The 18,586-nt window shown below is 68.0% G+C and carries 13 protein-coding genes; 11 read left to right on the top strand and 2 right to left on the bottom strand.

Annotated elements, in window-relative coordinates; translation table 11 throughout:
• Positions 1-40: 40 nt before the first annotated feature.
• From RZN05_RS06310 to RZN05_RS06300, 3 genes are all read left to right on the top strand, one after another.
• Positions 41-1,174, top strand: coding sequence for a glycosyltransferase family 4 protein (locus RZN05_RS06310; protein ID WP_317225770.1), 1,134 nt, complete (start codon positions 41-43; stop codon positions 1,172-1,174).
• Between the two features lie 64 nt (positions 1,175-1,238).
• The gene (locus tag RZN05_RS06305; protein ID WP_317225769.1) at positions 1,239-2,642 is read left to right on the top strand and encodes an NAD(P)H-dependent flavin oxidoreductase; all 1,404 of its coding nucleotides are present in this window, start codon (positions 1,239-1,241) and stop codon (positions 2,640-2,642) included.
• 66 nt (positions 2,643-2,708) lie between these two features.
• Positions 2,709-3,404 (top strand): glutamine amidotransferase, encoded by a 696-nt coding sequence (locus RZN05_RS06300; protein ID WP_317225768.1) that lies wholly within the window; start codon positions 2,709-2,711, stop codon positions 3,402-3,404.
• A gap of 184 nt (positions 3,405-3,588) precedes the next feature.
• Here RZN05_RS06300 and RZN05_RS06295 read toward each other — a convergent pair whose 3' ends face one another.
• Entirely contained in the window at positions 3,589-4,587 is a 999-nt protein-coding gene (locus RZN05_RS06295) for a 2-hydroxyacid dehydrogenase (RefSeq protein ID WP_317225767.1), read from the bottom strand.
• 77 nt (positions 4,588-4,664) lie between these two features.
• On the opposite strand from RZN05_RS06295, the gene RZN05_RS06290 reads away from it, so the two are divergent.
• A complete protein-coding gene (locus RZN05_RS06290) occupies positions 4,665-5,156 on the top strand; it encodes an SH3 domain-containing protein (protein ID WP_317225766.1) in 492 nt (163 codons plus the stop codon).
• 132 nt (positions 5,157-5,288) lie between these two features.
• Here the strand turns inward: RZN05_RS06290 and RZN05_RS06285 are convergent, their stop codons facing one another.
• On the bottom strand, positions 5,289-6,476 hold the full coding sequence (locus tag RZN05_RS06285) for an acetyl-CoA C-acyltransferase (protein WP_317225765.1): 1,188 nt from the start codon (positions 6,474-6,476) through the stop codon (positions 5,289-5,291).
• A 141-nt stretch (positions 6,477-6,617) separates the two neighbouring features.
• On the opposite strand from RZN05_RS06285, the gene RZN05_RS06280 reads away from it, so the two are divergent.
• The 7 genes from RZN05_RS06280 to RZN05_RS06250 all read left to right on the top strand — a co-directional run bounded on the left by RZN05_RS06280 (position 6,618) and on the right by RZN05_RS06250 (position 18,556).
• A complete protein-coding gene (locus RZN05_RS06280; RefSeq protein ID WP_317225764.1) occupies positions 6,618-7,370 on the top strand; it encodes a prepilin peptidase in 753 nt (250 codons plus the stop codon).
• A 49-nt stretch (positions 7,371-7,419) separates the two neighbouring features.
• Positions 7,420-8,826, top strand: coding sequence for a coniferyl aldehyde dehydrogenase (locus RZN05_RS06275; RefSeq protein ID WP_317225763.1), 1,407 nt, complete (start codon positions 7,420-7,422; stop codon positions 8,824-8,826).
• Between the two features lie 217 nt (positions 8,827-9,043).
• Positions 9,044-9,496, top strand: coding sequence for a MarR family winged helix-turn-helix transcriptional regulator (locus tag RZN05_RS06270; RefSeq protein ID WP_317225762.1), 453 nt, complete (start codon positions 9,044-9,046; stop codon positions 9,494-9,496).
• Positions 9,497-9,566: 70 nt separating this feature from the next.
• On the top strand, positions 9,567-11,624 hold the full coding sequence (locus RZN05_RS06265; RefSeq protein WP_317225761.1) for a malate synthase G: 2,058 nt from the start codon (positions 9,567-9,569) through the stop codon (positions 11,622-11,624).
• Positions 11,625-11,677: 53 nt separating this feature from the next.
• Positions 11,678-12,055, top strand: a complete 378-nt coding sequence (locus tag RZN05_RS06260; RefSeq protein ID WP_317225760.1) for a Rap1a/Tai family immunity protein — start codon at positions 11,678-11,680, stop codon at positions 12,053-12,055.
• Positions 12,056-12,179: 124 nt separating this feature from the next.
• Positions 12,180-14,312: a BamA/TamA family outer membrane protein gene (locus tag RZN05_RS06255; RefSeq protein ID WP_317225759.1), complete on the top strand. Its 2,133-nt coding sequence runs from the start codon at positions 12,180-12,182 to the stop codon at positions 14,310-14,312.
• Positions 14,312-18,556: a translocation/assembly module TamB domain-containing protein gene (locus RZN05_RS06250; protein ID WP_317225758.1), complete on the top strand. Its 4,245-nt coding sequence runs from the start codon at positions 14,312-14,314 to the stop codon at positions 18,554-18,556. The genes RZN05_RS06255 and RZN05_RS06250 overlap by 1 nt, the downstream gene beginning before the upstream one ends.
• The last annotated feature ends 30 nt before the right edge of the window (positions 18,557-18,586 follow it).

Below are 18,586 nucleotides of genomic sequence, written 5' to 3'. Positions count from 1 at the left end.
GTGACGGCATGGGTTTGGAGCGCTAAGCACCCCTCCCAGCATGTCCGTCCATATCCTCCACCTCCACTCGACCTTCAACTATGGCGGCAAGGAAGCGCGTGCCGTCCGGTTGATGAATGCGTTCGGCGACCGCGCGCGGCACACGATCGTCTCGGCGATGCCCGACCAGCTCGGCGCGCGCGACGCGATCGCCAAGGGGATCAAGGTCGAGATCGCGCAGAACCCGCCGCCGCTCGTCGGCCGGCCGTCGGTCAAGCGCTACGAGGAGATCGCGCGGTTCATGCGGCGCTTTGACCTCGTCCTCACCTATAATTGGGGCGCGATCGACGGGGTGATGGCGGCGCGGGTGTTCGGCAAGGGACTGCCGCCGATCGTCCATCACGAGGACGGGTTCAACCAGGACGAGGCCCAGCGGCTGAGCCCGGTGCGCAACATGTATCGCCGGATCGCGCTGCCCGCCGCCAATGCGCTGGTCGTGCCGAGCCAGGTGCTCGAGCGCATCGCGCTGAAACATTGGCGCCAGCCGGCCGAGCGCATCCATCGCATCGCCAATGGCGTGCCGACCGCGCGCTTTGCCCAGAAGCCCGATGCCTCGGTGATCCCCGGGCTCCAGAACAAGCGCGAGGGCGAGGTGTTCATCGGCTGCGTCGCGGGGCTGCGGCCGGTCAAGGATCTGCCGCTGCTGATCCGCGCCTGCGCCGGGGTCAATGCGCGCTTCAAGCTGGTGATCGTCGGCGAGGGCCCCGAGCGGCAAAACATCCTCGACGCCGCGGAGGCGATGGCGATCGAGGACCAGCTGATCCTACCCGGATTCCTGCCCGATCCGCACCGCTATATGGGGCTGTTCGACATCTATGCGATGTCGTCGAAGAGCGAGCAGGCGCCGATTTCGGTGCTAGAGGCGATGGCGGCGGGGCTGCCGGTGGTCTCGACCCGGGTCGGCGACGTGCCGACGATGGTATCGAGCGAGAACGCGCAGTTCATCGCCCCGCGGCACCATGAGGTCGACCTGCGCGACCGGATCGACACGCTGGCGCGCAACCCCGATTCGATGCGCTATATTGGCGAACAGAACCGTATCCGCGCCCGTGCGTTGTTCGACGAGGCAGAGATGATTGCGTCGTATGCCCGCCTCTATGGCGCCGCGATGGGACGGCCGGGTGTGTTAGGGTAACAATTGCCGCTCGCGTCGCGCGCCGGTTCCGTCTAGCGTCCCGCAAATTTTTCCGGAGGTAGTTTTGTTCAAGGGTCTGACCCCCATCAATTATAACGGCCGCGAAGTCTGGCCGCTGGTGGAGGGTGGCAAGGGCGTCGCCGCGACCAACCATGCGAGCGCGGGCGCCTGGGCGGCGGCCGGGGGCATCGGCACGGTCAGCGCGGTCAACGCCGACAGCTACGATGCCGAGGGCAAGATCATCCCGCAAATCTATCGCGCGCTGACGCGGCGCGAGCGCCATGAGGAGCTGGTCGAATACGCGATCGAAGGCGCGGTGACCCAGGTCAAGAAGGCGTTCGAGATCGCCGGCGGCAAGGGCGCGGTCAATATCAACGTGCTGTGGGAAATGGGCGGCGCCCAGCGTATCCTGCACGGCGTGCTTGAACGGACTCGCGGGATGGTCGCGGGCGTAACCTGCGGCGCGGGGATGCCCTATAAGCTCAGCGAGATCACCGCCTCCTACGGCGTGAGCTATCTGCCGATCGTCAGCTCGGGCCGCGCCTTCCGCGCGCTGTGGAAGCGTGCCTATTCGAAGGCGAGCGAGTGGCTCGCGGCGGTGGTCTACGAGGATCCCTGGCTCGCCGGCGGGCATAACGGCCTGTCCAACGCCGAGGACCCGCTGATCCCGCAGGATCCGTACCCCCGCGTTCGCGACCTGCGCGCGACGATGCGCGAGGGTGGCATCTCGGACGATGTCCCGATCGTGATGGCCGGTGGCGTCTGGTATCTGCGCGACTGGAACGACTGGATCGACAATCCCGAGCTCGGCAAGATCGCCTTCCAGTTCGGCACGCGCCCCCTGCTCACCCAGGAGAGCCCGATCCCCGAGGAGTGGAAGAACGAGTTGATGAAGCTGGAGGAGGGCGACATCCTGCTCCACCGCTTCTCGCCGACCGGCTTCTACTCCTCGGCAGTGCGCAATCCGTTCCTGCGCAGCCTCGAGGCGCGCAGCGAGCGCCAGATCCCCTATTCGACCGAGGAAGCGGGCGACCACACCTTCCAGCTCGACGTCGGCGTGAAGGGCAAGAATTTCTGGGTGACGCGCAACGATCTGCTGCGCGCGCGCGAATGGTTCGGGCTCGGCTTCACTTCGGCGCTCAAGACCCCCGACAATACGCTCGTCTTCGTCGGCGAGGAGGAAAAGGGCATCATCCGCAAGGATCAGGCCGATTGCATGGGGTGCCTGAGCCAGTGCCAGTTCTCGTCCTGGGCGGATACCGAGACCAACTCGACCGGCCGGCTCGCCGACCCGCGCAGCTTCTGCATCCAGAAGACGCTGCAGGACATTGCGCATGGCGGCCCGGTGCACGAGAACCTGATGTTCGCCGGGCACGGCGCCTACCAGTTCAAGCGCGATCCCTTCTATTCGAATGGCTTCGTGCCAACGGTGAAGCAGCTGGTCGATCGTATCCTCACCGGGGATTGATCGGCTTGCGCGTGGTCAAGAAAGTCTGGCCTCGCGCGCGGCGAGGGCGCGGCTAAGGGGGCAGGCATGAAGACCGGCCTCATCATTCGCCACACCCCCTATGAGGGGCTTGCCGCCTTTCGCGAGCCGATCGAGGGCGCGGGCTATTTGCTCGATCGCGTCGATGTCACCGATCCGGGGTTTGGCAGCCTCGATTTCAACGCGCCCGATCTGCTGCTGATGATGGGCGGCCCGATGGGAGTCTACGAGCGCGAGGCGCACCCGTGGATCGCGCACGAGCTCGATCGGCTCGCCGAGCGGATCGACCGCGGGCTGCCGACTTTGGGCGTGTGCCTCGGCGCGCAGATGATCGCCGCAGCGATGGGGGCGGAGGTGCGGCCCGGGCCGGTCAAGGAGATCGGCTTCTCGCCGGTGGCGCTCAACGCGATCGGCGCGGACTCGCCGCTGCGCCACGTCGCCGAGGTGCCGGTGCTGCACTGGCACGGCGACACGTTCGACCTGCCCGAGGGCGTCGAGCTGCTCGCCTCGACCGGCGCCTATCCGCACCAGGCGTTTCGCCGCGGCCCCGAGCTGCTCGCGCTGCAATTCCACGCCGAGATGGGCGAGGATCCGCGCTTCGAGGAATGGGTGGCGAACGGCTCCGACTTCATCGCCGCGGCGGGCAGCTCGCCCGAGCGGCTGCGCGACGAGCATGGCCTGCATGGTCCGGGCGCAGTGACTGCAGGGCAGGCGATGATCACCGAGTGGCTGCGCGGCCTCTGAATGAGGGCGTATCGCGCGTCAGATTCCCCTCCCTGCAAGGAGGGGTTAGGGGTGGGTTAGAAAAGGTCGGGCTCGATGCCCGGCCTTTTCTTTGTACCGATGACGTCGCTGGGCTCGCTACGCTCGCCACCCACCCCCAGCCCCTCCCTTGCAGGGAGGGGGATCAGGGGCGAATTGATACGGCCTAGAGCCACCCCTCCAGCACCTGGTCGGGCGGGCGGTGGCCGTCGACCCAGGAGCGGATGTTGGTGATGACCTTCTGCCCCATCGCCTCGCGCCCCTCGAAGGTGGCCGAGCCGAGATGCGGGAGCAGCACGACGTTATCCAGCGCCACCAGCCGCGGATCGACCGCGGGCTCGTCCACATAGACGTCGAGCCCCGCGCCGGCGATTCGCCCCTCGGTCAGCGCGTGCACCAGCGCCTCGGGATCGACGATCTCGCCCCGCGCAGTGTTGATCAGCCAGCCCTCGGCGCCGAGCAGGTCGAGCCGCCGCGCGTCGATCAGCCCGCCGGTGCTGGCGCTGTGCGGGGTGTGAATCGTCAGGATATCCACCGCCGCGAGCATCGTATCGAGATCGGCATGGAAGGTGGCGCCCAACTGTGCTTCGGCGACTTCGGGGATGCGGTGGCGGTTGTGATAGTGGATCTGCAGCCCGAAGGCGCGTGCGCGCTGCGCCACCGCCTGTCCGATCCGCCCCATGCCGAGGATGCCGAGCTTCCTGCCGCCGATCCGGTGGCCGCGCATGCCCGTGGGGCACCAGCCGCTCCAAGCGCCCGAACGCACCAGCTTGTCGCCTTCGATCAGCCGGCGCGGCGCGGCGAGGATCAGTGCCATCGCCATGTCGGCGGTGTCTTCCGTCAGCACGCCCGGCGTGTTGGTGACGGTGATCCCGCGCGCCCGCGCCGCCTTGAGGTCGATATGGCCATGGCCGGCGCCGTAATTGGCGATCAGCCTGAGCCGCTCGGGCGCCGCCTCGATCAGCGCGGCGTCGATCCGGTCGGTGACCGTGGGCACCAGCACGTCGGCATCGGCCATCGCCGCGACGAGCGCGTCGCGGCCCATCGGCGCATCGTCGGGATTGAGCACGGCATCGAACAATTCGGCCATCCGCGCCTCGATCGCCTGGGGCAGCGTCCGCGTGACGGTCACGCGGGGGCGGGAAGGGCGCGCGGTGTGTGCCATTCAGGGCGGCTTGGCGCTCCCGGCGGCTACAGTCAACGGGTTGAAGCGCAGCACCTGCCCGCAGTATTACCCGAAGCATGACAGGGGAAAAAACGCGGCTCGGCGGATGGGCCTTGCTGGGGATCGCGGCGCTGGCGCTCGCCATGCCTGCGCTCGCGCAGCGCAAGCCGCCTTATTGGGTGTCGATCGATGTCGACAAGGCGCGGATGCGCACCGGTCCGGGGCGCAACTATCCGGCGAGCTGGCTCTACCAGCGCCGCCACCTGCCGCTCAAGGTGCTCGACGTCTATGGCGAGTGGCGCAAGGTCGAGGATCCGAGCGGAACCCAGGGCTGGCTGCTGCGCAACCTGCTGGACGAGCGGCGCACGGCGATCATCGTCGGCGGCATCGCCGAGCTGCGCTCCGCCCCCGAGCCCGACGCGCACCTCAACTGGCGCGCCGAGCCCGGCGTGGTCGGCGTAATCAGCAAATGCGCCAGCGGCTGGTGCCGCTTCGACGTGAACGGCCGCAGCGGCTATGTCGAGCAGTCGCGGATCTGGGGCGTCGAACCGGGTGAAGTGGTGAACTAAAACTCCCGCTCCCCTTGGGAGCGAGAAGGGGCCCGCGAGCGAAGCGAGTGGGAAGAGTGAGGGCAGGCTCATCTACCTGCCCGCAACCTTCCGCGCCCTGGCGCTCCCTCCCTCTCCCATAGGGAGAGGTTTTTACTCCAGCAGTTCCACCGCCATCGCGGTCGCTTCGCCGCCGCCGATGCACAGCGAGGCGAGCCCGCGCTTCTGGCCGTGCGTCTCCAGCGCCGAGAGCAAGGTCGCGATCACCCGCGCACCGCTCGCGCCGATCGGGTGGCCGAGCGCGCAGGCGCCGCCATGGACGTTGAGCACGTCGTGCGAAATGCTCAGGTCGTGCATCGCGATCATCGCGACGCAGGCGAACGCCTCGTTGACTTCGAACAGGTCGACATCGCCGATCTGCCAGCCGGCCTTTTCCAGCGCGCGGCGCATCGCATAGACCGGCGCGGTGGTGAAGCGCGAAGGGACGTGCGCGTGCGCGGCATGCGACACCACGCGTGCCCGCGGCGTCAGCCCCAGCCGCTCGGCGACGCTGGCGCGGGTCATCACCAGCGCCGCCGCGCCGTCCGAGATCGACGAGGCATTGGCCGCGGTGATCGTGCCGTCCTTGGAGAAAGCGGGCTTGAGCGTCGGGATCTTGGCGATGTCGCCCCGCGCGGGCTGCTCGTCGAGGGTGACGGTGGTCGCGCCCTTGCGGCCCTTGACCTCGACGGGGACGATCTCGCGGTCGAACGCGCCCGATTGCTGCGCCTTCTGCGCGCGCTGGAGCGAGGCAATCGCGAAATCGTCCTGGGCTTCGCGGGTGAACTGATATTCCTGCGCCGTCTCCTCGGCGAAGCTGCCCATCAGCCGGCCGGGCTCATAGGCATCCTCGAGCCCGTCGAGATACATATGGTCCTTGAGCACGTCGTGCCCGATCCGTGCGCCGGCGCGGTGACGCAGCGAGAGATAGGGCGAATTGGTCATGCTCTCCATGCCGCCCGCAACGATCAGGTCGGCCGATCCCGCGGCGAGCGCGTCGGCGGCCATGATCGCCGCCTGCATCCCGCTGCCGCACATCTTGTTGATCGTCGTCGCCTCGATATGATGCGGCAGCCCGGCGTTGAGCGCCGCCTGGCGCGCCGGCGCCTGGCCGAGCCCGGCGGGGAGCACGCACCCCATATAGATCCGCTCGACCGCGTCGCCCTTCAATCCGGCGCGCTCGACCGCGGCGCCGACCGCGGTGGCGCCCAGATCGGTGGCGCTGGCGCCGGCCAGGCACCCCTGGAAGCTGCCCATCGGGGTGCGGGCATAGGATGCGATGACGATCTCGTCGGCGGACATTTGGCTTCCTCTCATTTGTTGGGCGCGATCTAATCCTCCGCGCGCCGGTTTGCAAAAGCCGGGGACGCCCCCCAGAAAGGCCCGGCATGACGCTGGTCGACACCCTCAATCGCTATCTGATCCGCACGCGGCCGCCGCACGATGGCGATTGACTCCTGGCTATGGCCGGTGCTGCTTGGGGTGCTCGGCCTCGTCTTCGGCAGCTTCATCGCGACGGTGGCGCTGCGCTGGCCCGCCGGGCGCTCGGCGCTGCAGGGACGCTCGAACTGCGACAGCTGCAGGAAGGATCTCGGCGCCGGCGAGCTGATACCGGTGCTCAGCTTCGTGCTCCAGCGCGGCCGCTGCCGGGGCTGCGGCGCGCCGATCCATCCCGGCCATGTCGCGACGGAGCTTGCCGGAATGGCGATCGGGGTGACCGCTGGCCTCGCGGCGCCCGGTGTCGCCGCGGTGGCGGGCGCGGTGTTCGGCTGGCTGCTGCTGACCCTCGCCGCGCTCGACCTCGCCGCATATTGGCTGCCCAACCTGCTCACCGGCGCGCTGGCGGCGGCAGGGCTGGCGGCAGGACTGGCCGGATTGCCCCCGGCCATCGACGCGCGGCTGATCGGCGGGATCGGCGGCTATGCCGCGCTGGCGGCCGTCGCGGCGGGCTATCGCGTGGTGCGCGGACGCCAGGGGCTGGGCGGGGGGGATCCCAAGCTGTTCGGTGCGATCGGCTGCTGGCTCGGCTGGCAGGCGCTGCCGATGGTGCTGCTCGCCGCCGCGCTGATCGGGCTGGCGGCGGTGCTGGGATTCATTAGCGCCGGGCGCAAGGTGTCGGGCACCGATCGACTGCCGTTCGGGGTGATGCTCGCGACGGCGGCGTGGGCGGTGTGGCTGGGCCACGCGTTGGCGTGATGCGTGCCGCTGCTTGCGCCGGAGCGTGGTTTGGCCGCACACATCCGCGATGAAAAACATTCTCGGGCTTCAGCGCGCCACGTTCATGGCCGAATTGCCGGTATCGCTCGCCGCGCGCCGGAACCGGCTTGACCGCGCGATCGCGATGGTCGCCGACAATGCCGCGCGCTTTTGCGACGCGCTGAGCGAGGATTTCGGCCATCGCAGCCGCGAGCAGTCGATGATCGCCGACATCGCCGCTTCGGTCGGTCCGCTCAGGCACGCGCGGAAGCATGTCGCGCGATGGATGCGGTCGGAGCGCAAGGCGACGATGTTCCCGCTCGGCCTGCTCGGCGCACGCGCCTGGGTCGAGTATCAGCCCAAGGGCGTGGTCGGGATCATCGCGCCGTGGAACTTCCCGGTGAATCTGGTGATGAGCCCGCTTGCCGGGGTCCTCGCCGCGGGCAACCGCGCGATGGTCAAGACCAGCGAGTTCACGCCGGTGGTCGCCGCGTTGTTCGAGGAACTGGCCGCGCGCTATTTCGCGCCCGAGGAGGTCGCCTTCGTCGGCGGCGGGCCGGAGATCGGCAAGGCGTTCGCCGAGCTTCCCTTCGATCACCTGCTGTTCACGGGCGCGACGGGGATCGCCAGGCACATCCTCCACGCCGCGGCGGACAACCTCGTGCCGGTGACGCTCGAGCTCGGCGGCAAGTCGCCGGTGGTCCTCGGCCGCTCGGCCAATATCGCCCAGGCGACCGAACGGGTGGTGATGGGCAAGATGCTCAACGCCGGGCAGATTTGCCTCGCCCCCGATTACATGCTGGTGCCCGAGGAGAAGGAGGCGGAGGTCGTCGAGGGCCTCACCCGCGCCGCCGCGGCGATGTACCCGCGCCTGCTCGACAATCCCGATTACACGGCGATCATCAACGATCGCCATCATGCCCGGCTGACCGAGTGGATCGACGACGCCCGCGCCAAGGGCGCCGAGGTGATCGCGGTCAATCCGGCAGGCGAGGATTTCGCTGCGTCGAACGCGCGGAAACTCCCGCTCCACATCATCCGCGGCGCCACCGACGACATGACGGTGATGCAGGAGGAGATCTTCGGCCCCGTCCTCCCAGTGCGCAGCTACCAGCATATCGACGACGCCATCGCCGAAGTGAACCGCCGCGACCGCCCGCTGGCGCTCTATTATTTCGGCAGCGATGGCAACGAGCGGCGCCGCGTGCTCGACCGTACAATCTCGGGCGGAGTGACGCTCGACGACGTGATCTTCCACGTCAGCCAGGAGGAACTGCCGTTCGGCGGGATCGGCCCGTCGGGCACCGGCGCCTATCACGGCGAGGCGGGCTTCCGCACCTTCAGCCACGCGCGCAGCATCTACAAGCAGCCGCGGATCGACGTGGCCAAGTTAGCGGGGATGAAACCGCCTTACGGCAAGGCGACCTGGGCCACAATCAAGCGGCAGATGAAGTGACTTTAGCCCAGCCCGTAAAGGAGGCTTTTCCAAAAAAAAGGCCGCCCCGAAGGACGGCCGTTTGAAAGTTTTAGGAGAGGATGCCTGAAAGGCCCGATCTTTCTGCGCCGCAGCGGCATATGTTGCAAGTGCGAAGAGATGCGGGTTGGGTTGCACAAAATGCAAGCGTACAACGTTGTCACTTGCAGCGGACGTACGATGGCAGCACGGTGAGGTCATGCCCGGATCGCTCAAGCTCGACCAATTCCTGCCCTATCGGCTCTCGATCGCGTCCAACACCGTGTCGGACGCGATCGCCTCTGCCTATCGCACGCTGTTCGGACTGCGCATTCCCGAATGGCGGCTGGTCGCCGTCCTCGCCGAGGGCGGGGCGATGAGCCAGCAGGCGTTGTGCGGCCGCACGCGGATGGACAAGGTCACCGTCAGCCGCGCCGCGATCGCGCTGGCCGAACGCGGGCTGATCCAGCGTGGTGCCAATCCCGACGACCAGCGCTCGCACCTGCTCAGCCTCTCGGAGCAGGGCTGGGCGCTCTACGAGCAGGTCGCCCCAAAAGCGCTCGAATTCGAACGCCGCATCTTCGCTACTTTGAGCGAATCCGAACGCGAACAATTGGGCGCGATGCTCGAACGGATTGAGGCGGCGGCGGTCGCGCTCGATCGCGGGGGTTGATCCGCGGCGCCGCGCCGGTTACGCCGTCCACGCCCTCCCCAGGCATTATCGTGATGCAGGAGGAATCCCCATGACCGCAACGATCGATCGCGCCGGGCTGAAGGTCGACGAAGCGCTCTCGCGCTTCGTCGAGACGCGCGTGCTGCCGGGGCTGGCGATCGAGCCGGAAACGTTCTGGGCGGGGACGGCCGACATCTTCGCGCGCTTCGCGCCGGAGAATCGCGCGCTGCTGGCGAAGCGCGACGACCTCCAGGCTGAGATCGATCGCTGGTCGGCAGAGGATCCGGAACGTGCCGCGGACTCCGCCGCGCAGGAGCGGTTCCTGCGTGAGATCGGCTATCTCGTCCCCGAGCCCGCGCCCTTCACGATCGGCACGGCGAACGTCGATGCCGAGATCGCGACGATGGCCGGGCCACAACTGGTCGTCCCTGCGCTCAACGCCCGCTTCGTGCTCAACGCCGCCAATGCGCGCTGGGGCAGCCTGTACGATGCGCTTTATGGCACCGATGCGCTGCCGGGCACGGCCAGGGCAGGGGGCTATGATTCCGAGCGCGGCGCGCAAGTGATCGGTTTCGCCAAGACGTTCCTCGACGAATCCGTGCCGCTCGCTGCGGGAAGCTGGATCGACCTTGCTGGCGAACCGGTGCTGCGCGATCCGGGTCAGCAGGTCGGTCCGTGGCTGTTCCGCCATAACGGCCTCCACATCGAAGTCGTGATCGATCGCGACCACCCGATCGGCCGCGAGGATCCGGCGGGGATCGCCGACGTGCTGCTCGAAGCCGCGCTGACCACGATCGTCGATCTCGAGGATTCGATCGCCGCGATCGATGCCGAGGACAAGGTCGCCGCCTATGCCAATTGGCTGGGCCTCATGCAGGGCGATCTCGAAGAGCGGTTCGACAAAAGCGGGACGACCATCACCCGACGCCTCAACGCCGATCGCGGTGAGCTGCCGGGGCGCTCGCTGCTGTTCGTGCGCAACGTCGGCCACTTGATGACCACCCCGGCCGTGCTGCTCGGGGACGGGCAGGAGGCGCCCGAGGGCGTGCTCGACGCGATCGTCACCAGCCTGATCGCGCTGTACGACCTGCGTGGCCTGGGCAGGCACCGCAACAGCCGCGCTGGATCGATCTATATCGTCAAGCCCAAGATGCACGGCCCGGAGGAGTGCGGCTTCACCAACCGGCTGTTCGACGCAGTCGAGGACCTGCTGGGGCTCGCGCGCCACACGATCAAGGTCGGCGTGATGGACGAGGAGCGCCGCACCTCGGCCAATCTCGCCGCGTGCATCCATGCAGTGAAGGACCGCATCGCCTTCATCAACACCGGCTTTCTCGATCGCACCGGCGACGAGATCCACACCAGCATGCGCGCCGGGCCAATGCTCCCCAAAAGCGAGATCAAGCATAGCGCCTGGATCAAGGCGTATGAGGACCGCAATGTCCGCATCGGCCTCGCCTGCGGGCTGTCGGGCAAGGCGCAGATCGGCAAGGGCATGTGGGCCGCGCCCGATCGGATGGCCGACATGCTCGCCCAGAAGGGCGCGCACCCGCAAGCCGGCGCCAACACCGCCTGGGTACCGTCGCCCACCGCCGCGACACTCCACGCATTGCACTATCACCGCACCGACGTCTTCGCCTGCCAGCGCACCATTGCCGCCGAGCCGATCCCCGGCCTCGCGCCGCTGCTGACCATCCCGGTCGCTAAGGGCTGCAACTGGTCACCCGAGGAGGTCGCGCGCGAGCTCGACAACAATGCTCAGGGCATCCTCGGCTATGTCGTGCGTTGGATCGATCAGGGGGTGGGGTGCTCGAAGGTCCCCGACATCGACGATATCGGGCTGATGGAGGACCGCGCGACGCTGCGCATCTCCTCGCAGCATATCGCCAACTGGCTGCTCCACGGCGTCGCGCGCCAGGCCGATGTCGAGGCGGCGCTGCGGCGGATGGCGGCTAAGGTCGATGCGCAGAATGCCGGCGATCCGCTGTATCGGCCGATGGCCGGGCGCGAGGCCGACAGTCTCGCCTTCCAGGCGGCGCACGCGCTGATTTTCGAAGGCGGGATCCAGCCCAATGGCTATACCGAGCCGCTGCTCCACCGATTCCGGGCACGTGCGAAGGCGGCGTGATTGCAATCGAGCGCCCCGAGGCTAGGGTCGCGGCGTACTTTCAAAGGGTCGTCATGGATTCGAAGCTTCTCACGGGCCTCGCGCTCGCCGCCCTCACAGTGCCGTTCGCCGCGGTGGCGCAGGATGCGATCCCCGCCCGCGGCGTGTTCAAGAGCGGCGAGCAGATCTATGTCGATTGCATCGCCACCGACGCCGCAGCGGTCGCGCGATGCGACTGGTTCCTGATGGGCGCACACGACATGGCAACCTATTATCAGGACACCGACCAGATCGAGGCGGCGTTCTGCGTCCCCCAGCATGTCGATATCGACACGCTACGCAAGGTGGCGGTCGACCGCTGGCGCGCCCAGCCCGAGTCGCGCAAATATTCGGCGGTGAGCAGCCTGCTCAACGCGCTCAGCGAAAAATATCCCGGCCCGTGTACCAAGTGAATCGCGCGCTAACCACTGTATTCCCTGCGAAATCGTGCATCTACGGACCCAAAGCGGAGGTCGGTCGTTACGCTTGCGAGTGGGCCGGGGTTGCGGGCTCCGAAGGAGGCGCGTGGGTACAGGGGTGAAAGCGGTATGGATTGCCGCACTGGCCGGGAGTGCGTTCCTGCCGGGCGTCGCATGCGCGCAGGTTTCCGACCCCAAGCCGGGGCAGGGCGCACCGTCGTCGCTGCCCAATCCCGAGCCGGTGCAGACCGCCCCGCAAGTCGAGACCATCGTCCCAGATGCCGAGTTCGAGGCGGCGCTGCCCAAATTGAGCGACGACATCAACGCGCCGCTCGAGCCGGTGCAAGACTTCAACAAGCCCCCCGTCCAGCCCGCGACGCCGAACGCCGTAACCGAGCAGATCGAAAGTTTCCCGCCCCCGGCGGCCGAGGCGCCCGAATTCGCCCAGCCGCTGACCCCGCTTGCCGAATTCAAGGTCACCCCGGTCAAGATCGAGGGCACCGAGGACGAGAAGGTCACCACGATCCGCTATTCCATTGTGGTCGAGGGGCTCGACGCGGTCGGGCTCAAGGACCGTTTCAACGATCTCTCAGCGCTCGAGGAAGGCGACGGCAAGGCCGCCAACGCGACGATGGTCGCGGCGCGGGCGCGCGAGGACGAGAAGCTCGCGGTGCGGCTGATGCACTCGCTCGGCTATTATGACGGCACCGCGATCTCGACGATCGACCAGAACCCCAGGAATTCGGGCAACCTGCGCGCGACGATCACCGCGACGCCAGGCAAGCTCTATCGGCTGGGCGAGGTCAAGGTCGCTGCGGGGCCGACCGTCCCCGCCGGGCTAGCCGATCGCGAACTCAACCTCAATCCCGGCGATCCCATCCAGGCCGAGCGCATTCAGGGCGCCGAGGCCAATGTCAGCCTGCGCCTGCCGCAACAAGGCTATCCCTTCGTCAAGGTCGGCGAGCGCGACATCCTGCTCGACGAGACCACCCAGCTCGGCGACTATACGCTGCCAGTCGATCTCGGCCCGCGCGCAGTCTTCGGCGAGATCGTCACCGAAGGGCGTCGCCCGGTATTCGAAACCGATCACCTCAACATCCTGCGCCGCTACAGGCCCGGCCAACTCTATGACAGCCGTGCCGTCGACGATCTGCGCGAGGCGCTCATCGCGACCAGCCTGTTCTCCACCGTCGGCGTCGAGCCGGTGCGCACCGGCAAGCCAGGCCCCGACGGCACCGAGGTGGTCGACCTGCGCGTCACCCAGAATGCCGGCCGTCCGCGCACGCTCGCTGGTGAAGTCGGCTACAGCACCGGCCAGGGCATCCGCGCCGAGGGCAGTTGGACGCACCGGAATTTCTTCCCGCCTGAAGGCGCGCTGATCGGCAGCGCCGTGCTCGGCACGCAGGAACAGGGCCTGTCGGGAACCTTCCGCCGATCGAACGCGGGGCAACGCGATCGCACCTTCCAGATCCAGGCATCGGTCAACCATTCCGATTACGACGCGTACGAATCCTATACCGGCACGCTCGGCGTGCGCTGGTCGCGCGATTCGACCCCCATCTGGCAGAAGCGCTGGACCTATTTCTACGGCGCCGAGATCGTCGGATCGAACGAGGACCAGTATAACTTCAACAAGGGCGCGCGCGACCGCGGCACGTGGCTGATCGCGGCGCTGCCGACGTTCCTTGGGTTCGACACGTCGGACAATCTGCTCAACCCCACCCGCGGTTTCCGGATCAAGGCCAATGTCAGCCCCGAAGCCTCGGTGCGCGGCGCGGCGCGGCCCTATGCGCGGCTGATGCTCGAAGGCACCTATTACCAGCCGGTGTCGTCGAGCATCGTCATCGCCGGGCGCGCGCGCGTCGGCTCGATCCCCGGCATCGCCCGCAACGACCTGCCGCCCTCGCGGCGCTATTATGCCGGCGGCGGCGGATCGGTGCGCGGCTTCGGCTATCAGGAGCTTGGGCCCCGCTCGCCCGACGGGCGGCCGGTCGGCGGGCGCAGCCTCAACGAATTCGCACTCGAGGCACGCTACCGGTTCGGCAATTACGGCATCGTGCCGTTCATCGATGCCGGCCAGGTCTATGAGGGCCTCTATCCCACCGGCAAGAACATGCGCTTCGGCGCGGGCATCGGCGGGCGGCTCTACACCAATTTCGGCCCGCTGCGCATCGACGTGGCGACGCCGATCGCTCGCAAACCGGGTGAATCGAAGATCGCGCTCTACATCTCGATCGGCCAGGCCTTCTGATGGCCGAGGATACGCCCCAGGCCACTGCGCCGATCGAGCCCGAGACCAAAACCGAGGTTATCCACGTCGTCGAGAAGCCGCCGCTCTGGCAGCGCATCGTCAAATGGAGCGCGATCGGACTCGGCGCGGTGGCGCTGCTGCTCGGCGCGCTGGTGGTGGGGATCAACACCCAGCCGGGCCGCAACTTCGTCGCGCACCAACTCAGCAAGTTCACCCTCGCCTCGGGGCTCAATTTCCGCGTCGGCCGGATCGACGGCTCGCTCTACGGCGCGCTGGTGCTCCGCGACGTCGAGGTGCGTGACACCCAGGGCGTGTTCGCGACATCGAAGGAAATCGCGCTCGACTGGCGGCCCTTCGCCTATGTGCGCAACCATGTCGATATTCGCAGCCTGACCAGTCCGGAAGTGCGGGTGCTGCGGCTTCCCGCGCTCAAGCCGTCGACCGAGCCGAGCGGCCCGCTTTTGCCCGATCTCGATATCGACATCGCTCGGCTGGACGTCGCGCGGATCGACCTGGCGCCGGCCGTCGCAGGCCAGCGCCACATCGGCCGATTGAAGGGCAACGCCCATATCGCCGGCGGCCGCGCGCAGCTCAACCTCGACGGCGGCACCGTCGCCGCGCCCGGCGTCTCCGGCGGCGATGCGCTGCTGGTCAAGCTCGATGCCGTCCCCGAGCAGAACAAGCTCGATATCGACATGCGCCTGAACGGGCCGGTCGGCGGCTTCGTCACCGGGCTCGTCGGGCTCGACCGCCCCGTGGCGGTTTCCGTCAACGGCCGCGGCAACTGGCAGAACTGGCAGGGCAAGGCAGCCGGCACGCTCGGCGGCCGCCCGCTCGCCGACCTCAATTTGGTCGCGCAGAACGGCCGCTTCCAGCTGCGCGGCCCCACCTGGCCCGGCGTCTATATGGAGGGCCCGGTCGAACGGCTCGCCTCGCCGCAGCTCGATGTCGACGCCGACATGGTGTGGAAGGACCGCACCGCCGGCGGCGTGGTCAAGCTGCACTCGAATGCGCTGTCGGTCGAGGCCAAGGGATTGGTCGATCTCGGCCGCAACCGCTTCGGCAACCTCAACATCGACGCGATCCTGCTTACCCCCGGCGCGATCGCCCCCAACCTTCGCGGCCGCGAAGTGCGCGCCGCGCTGGCGCTCGACGGGCCGTTCGCCACGCCGGTGGTCGACTATAAGATCCGCGCCGCGATGCTCGGCTTCGGCGAGATGGCCGTCGAGAAGCTCCAGGCGGAGGGCCGCGCGCGCGTCGACTCCGGCCGCATCCTCGTGCCGGTTCGCGCCCGCGCCGCCCGCGTCACCGGGCTCAACGCCGCGGCGGGTGGCCTCGTCACCAACCTATCGGTCGCCGGCGACCTGGCCATTTCGGGCGACCAGATCCTCTCGGACAATCTTCGCCTGCGCTCCGACAAGGTCGATGCCACCGCGATCATCGCCGCCGACATGAGCGCCGGGCGCTACACCGGCGCGATCAAGGGCAAGATCAACGATTACGCCGTCAACGGCGTCGGCGTGGTCAACCTCAAGACCGATGCCGAACTCTATGCCGCCCCCGGCGGCGGCTGGGGCATTCGCGGCCAGGTCGCTGCCGAGACCAAGCGGCTGACCAACGAGAGCGTGCGCGACTTCCTCGGCGGCAACGCCACGGCTTCGGCACGGCTCAACCTCGATCCCAAGGGGATCATCGCCGTCAGCGACATCCGCATGCGTGCGCCGCAGTTCCGCATTCTCCGAGGCTCGGGCCGGTACGATCCGGCCGGGCCGATCCTGGTCAACGCCGATGCGGTGTCTACGGTCTATGGCCCGCTCAGCGCGCGCGTCTCTGGTACGCTTACTGCGCCGCAGGTGCTGCTCCGCGCCGAGCGGCCGGGGCTCGGCATCGGGCTGGTCAACCTCGAGGCGCGCGTCCGCGGGCGCGGCAACGCCTATGCGATCGTCGCCAGCGGTGGCACCGATTACGGCCCGTTCAATGCCAATGTCCTCGTCCGCAATGGCCGCACGCTCGGCGTCGATATCGAGAGCGCGCGCTTCGCGGGCATGGATATCGCCGGCAGCCTCCAGCAGACCGCCGCCGGTCCGTTCGCTGGCCGTCTCACCTTCGCAGGCTCGGGCGTCAACGGCAGCGCCGAACTCGCGGCGCAGGGCAAGTATCAGCGCGCCGACGTGCAGGCGACGGCGCTCAACGCCGTCATCCCCGGCCAGGCCGGGCTGACCATCGGCCGCGCGCTGGTCTCGGCCAATATCGTTCTCGCCGAAACGCCCCAGATCGTCGCCGACGCGCAGATCGCCAATTTCCGCAACGGCCAGTTGGTCCTCAAGACCGCACGCGCCAAGGTCGATTACCAGGGTGGCAACGGCACGGCGCAGCTCTTCGCGACCGGATCGACAGGCGTGCCCTTTCAGATCGCCGCCAATGCCCGGATGACTCCGCAGCAATGGCTGGTCGCGCTGCAGGGGCAGGGGAGCAACATCAAATTCCGCAGCGTCAATCCCGCGCGGATCGACATTGCCGGCGGCAAGTATCGCCTGCAGCCCACCCAGATCGATTTCGACCAGGGCAGCATGCGGATCGCCGGCAGCTATGGCGACGGCATCGCGCTCCAGGCGCGGCTCGACAAGCTCGACCTCGCCGTCGCCAACGGCTTCATGCCCGGGATCGGCGTGGGCGGCACCGCGACCGGCAGCATCGATTATGCCCAGCCGACCGGCAGCGCCTTCCCGAGCGCCGACGTTCGCCTCAACATCGACGATTTCACGCGCTCGAGCCTCGCTACGGTGTCGGCGCCGGTCGATGTGACATTCGTCGGCAAGCTCCTCCCCGATGGCGGCGACGCACGCGCGATCATCAAGCGCGGCACCACCACGATCGGCCGCGTCGTCGCGACGATGCGCCCGCTGGGACCCGGCGCCGGAAGCTGGACCACGCGGCTGATGGGCGCGCCGCTCAGCGGCGGCATCCGCTATAACGGTCCGGCTGCGGTGCCCTTCTCGCTGGCGGGGCTCGCCGACCAGCACCTTACCGGGCCGATCGGCATCGCAGCCGATTTCTCGGGCACGGTCGACGAGCCACAGCTCACCGGCGTCGTCCGCGGCGAAAACCTGTCTTATGGCAACGAGACCTACGGCACCCAGATCACCAACCTGAAGATCGACGGCCGCTTCTCCGACGACGAGTTCATCCTCGATTCGGCGAGCGGACGGGCAGGGGACGGCACCGTCGCCGCGCAGGGTCGGATCGGCTTCTCGGCCGCCAATGGCTATCCGATGAGCCTGACCGCCGATTTCAACAACGCCCGCCTCGCGCGTAGCGACGCGCTCGGCGCCACTGCCACCGGCAAGATAACGATCACCAAGAACCCGCAGGTCTCGAAGATTGAGGGGAGGCTGACGATCCCCGAGGCGCGCTACGAGATAATCCGCCAGGGCGCGGCCGAGATCCCCGAGCTCACCGGCATCCGCCGCAAGAGCCAGCTGATCGACAATCAGGGCATGCCCAAGCCGGCACCTGCACGCGCGGCCGGACTGTTCGACCTCGATCTGCGGATCAGCGCCGACAACCGCATCTTCGTCTCGGGCATGGGGCTCGAATCCGAATGGAGCGCGCGAATCCGCGTAGGCGGCACCACCGCGGCGCCGCAGGTCAGCGGCACGATGGAGATCGAGCGCGGCACCTACAGCTTCGCCAGCCGCCGCTTCGACATCAGCCGTGGCACGGTCCGCTTCCAGGGCAGCGAACTGTTCAACCCGACGATCGACATCGCCGCGACGACCACGGCCGAGGGCGTGACCGCGATCCTCACCGTCTCGGGCACCGCGCAGCGCCCACAGATCGCCTTCACCTCGAACCCGAATCTCCCGCAGGAGGAAGTGCTGTCGCGGCTGTTCTTCGGGACGAACGTGACCAACCTGTCCGCCACCGAGGCGATCCAGCTCGCCGCGGCGGTCAATTCGCTCAGCGGTTCGGGCGGCGGGCTCAATCCGCTCGGCAAGCTCAAGTCGGCGACCGGGATCGACCGCCTGCGCATCCTGGGCGCCGATGACGCGAGCGGTCGCGGCACCTCGCTGGCGGCAGGCAAGTATCTCACCAACGACATCTACGTGGAGATCATCACCGACGCGCGCGGATACACCGCCACGCAGCTCGAGATTGCGCTGACCCGCGCACTCAGCCTGCTCTCGCAGACCGGCTCGTTCGGCGGATCGAGCGTAAGCCTGCGCTATTCGCGCGATTATTGAGGGTAAACGATGACGGATGGGGGCTTGGCC

Source organism: Sphingomonas sp. HF-S4 (assembly GCF_032911445.1).
Taxonomy (GTDB): domain Bacteria; phylum Pseudomonadota; class Alphaproteobacteria; order Sphingomonadales; family Sphingomonadaceae; genus Sphingomonas; species Sphingomonas agrestis.
The sequence above is the reverse complement of the archived record's forward strand: the minus strand, read 5'-3'. Positions and strand labels throughout refer to the sequence as shown.

Coding starts and splice junctions, on each gene's coding strand:
- RZN05_RS06285 (WP_317225765.1), bottom strand. CDS start 6,476: ATGTCCGCCGACGAGATCGTCATCGCATCCTATGCCCGCACCCCGATG.
- RZN05_RS06275 (WP_317225763.1), top strand. CDS start 7,420: ATGAAAAACATTCTCGGGCTTCAGCGCGCCACGTTCATGGCCGAATTG.
- RZN05_RS06265 (WP_317225761.1), top strand. CDS start 9,567: ATGACCGCAACGATCGATCGCGCCGGGCTGAAGGTCGACGAAGCGCTC.
- RZN05_RS06270 (WP_317225762.1), top strand. CDS start 9,044: ATGCCCGGATCGCTCAAGCTCGACCAATTCCTGCCCTATCGGCTCTCG.
- RZN05_RS06260 (WP_317225760.1), top strand. CDS start 11,678: ATGGATTCGAAGCTTCTCACGGGCCTCGCGCTCGCCGCCCTCACAGTG.
- RZN05_RS06280 (WP_317225764.1), top strand. CDS start 6,618: ATGGCGATTGACTCCTGGCTATGGCCGGTGCTGCTTGGGGTGCTCGGC.
- RZN05_RS06295 (WP_317225767.1), bottom strand. CDS start 4,587: ATGGCACACACCGCGCGCCCTTCCCGCCCCCGCGTGACCGTCACGCGG.
- RZN05_RS06310 (WP_317225770.1), top strand. CDS start 41: ATGTCCGTCCATATCCTCCACCTCCACTCGACCTTCAACTATGGCGGC.
- RZN05_RS06250 (WP_317225758.1), top strand. CDS start 14,312: ATGGCCGAGGATACGCCCCAGGCCACTGCGCCGATCGAGCCCGAGACC.
- RZN05_RS06290 (WP_317225766.1), top strand. CDS start 4,665: ATGACAGGGGAAAAAACGCGGCTCGGCGGATGGGCCTTGCTGGGGATC.
- RZN05_RS06300 (WP_317225768.1), top strand. CDS start 2,709: ATGAAGACCGGCCTCATCATTCGCCACACCCCCTATGAGGGGCTTGCC.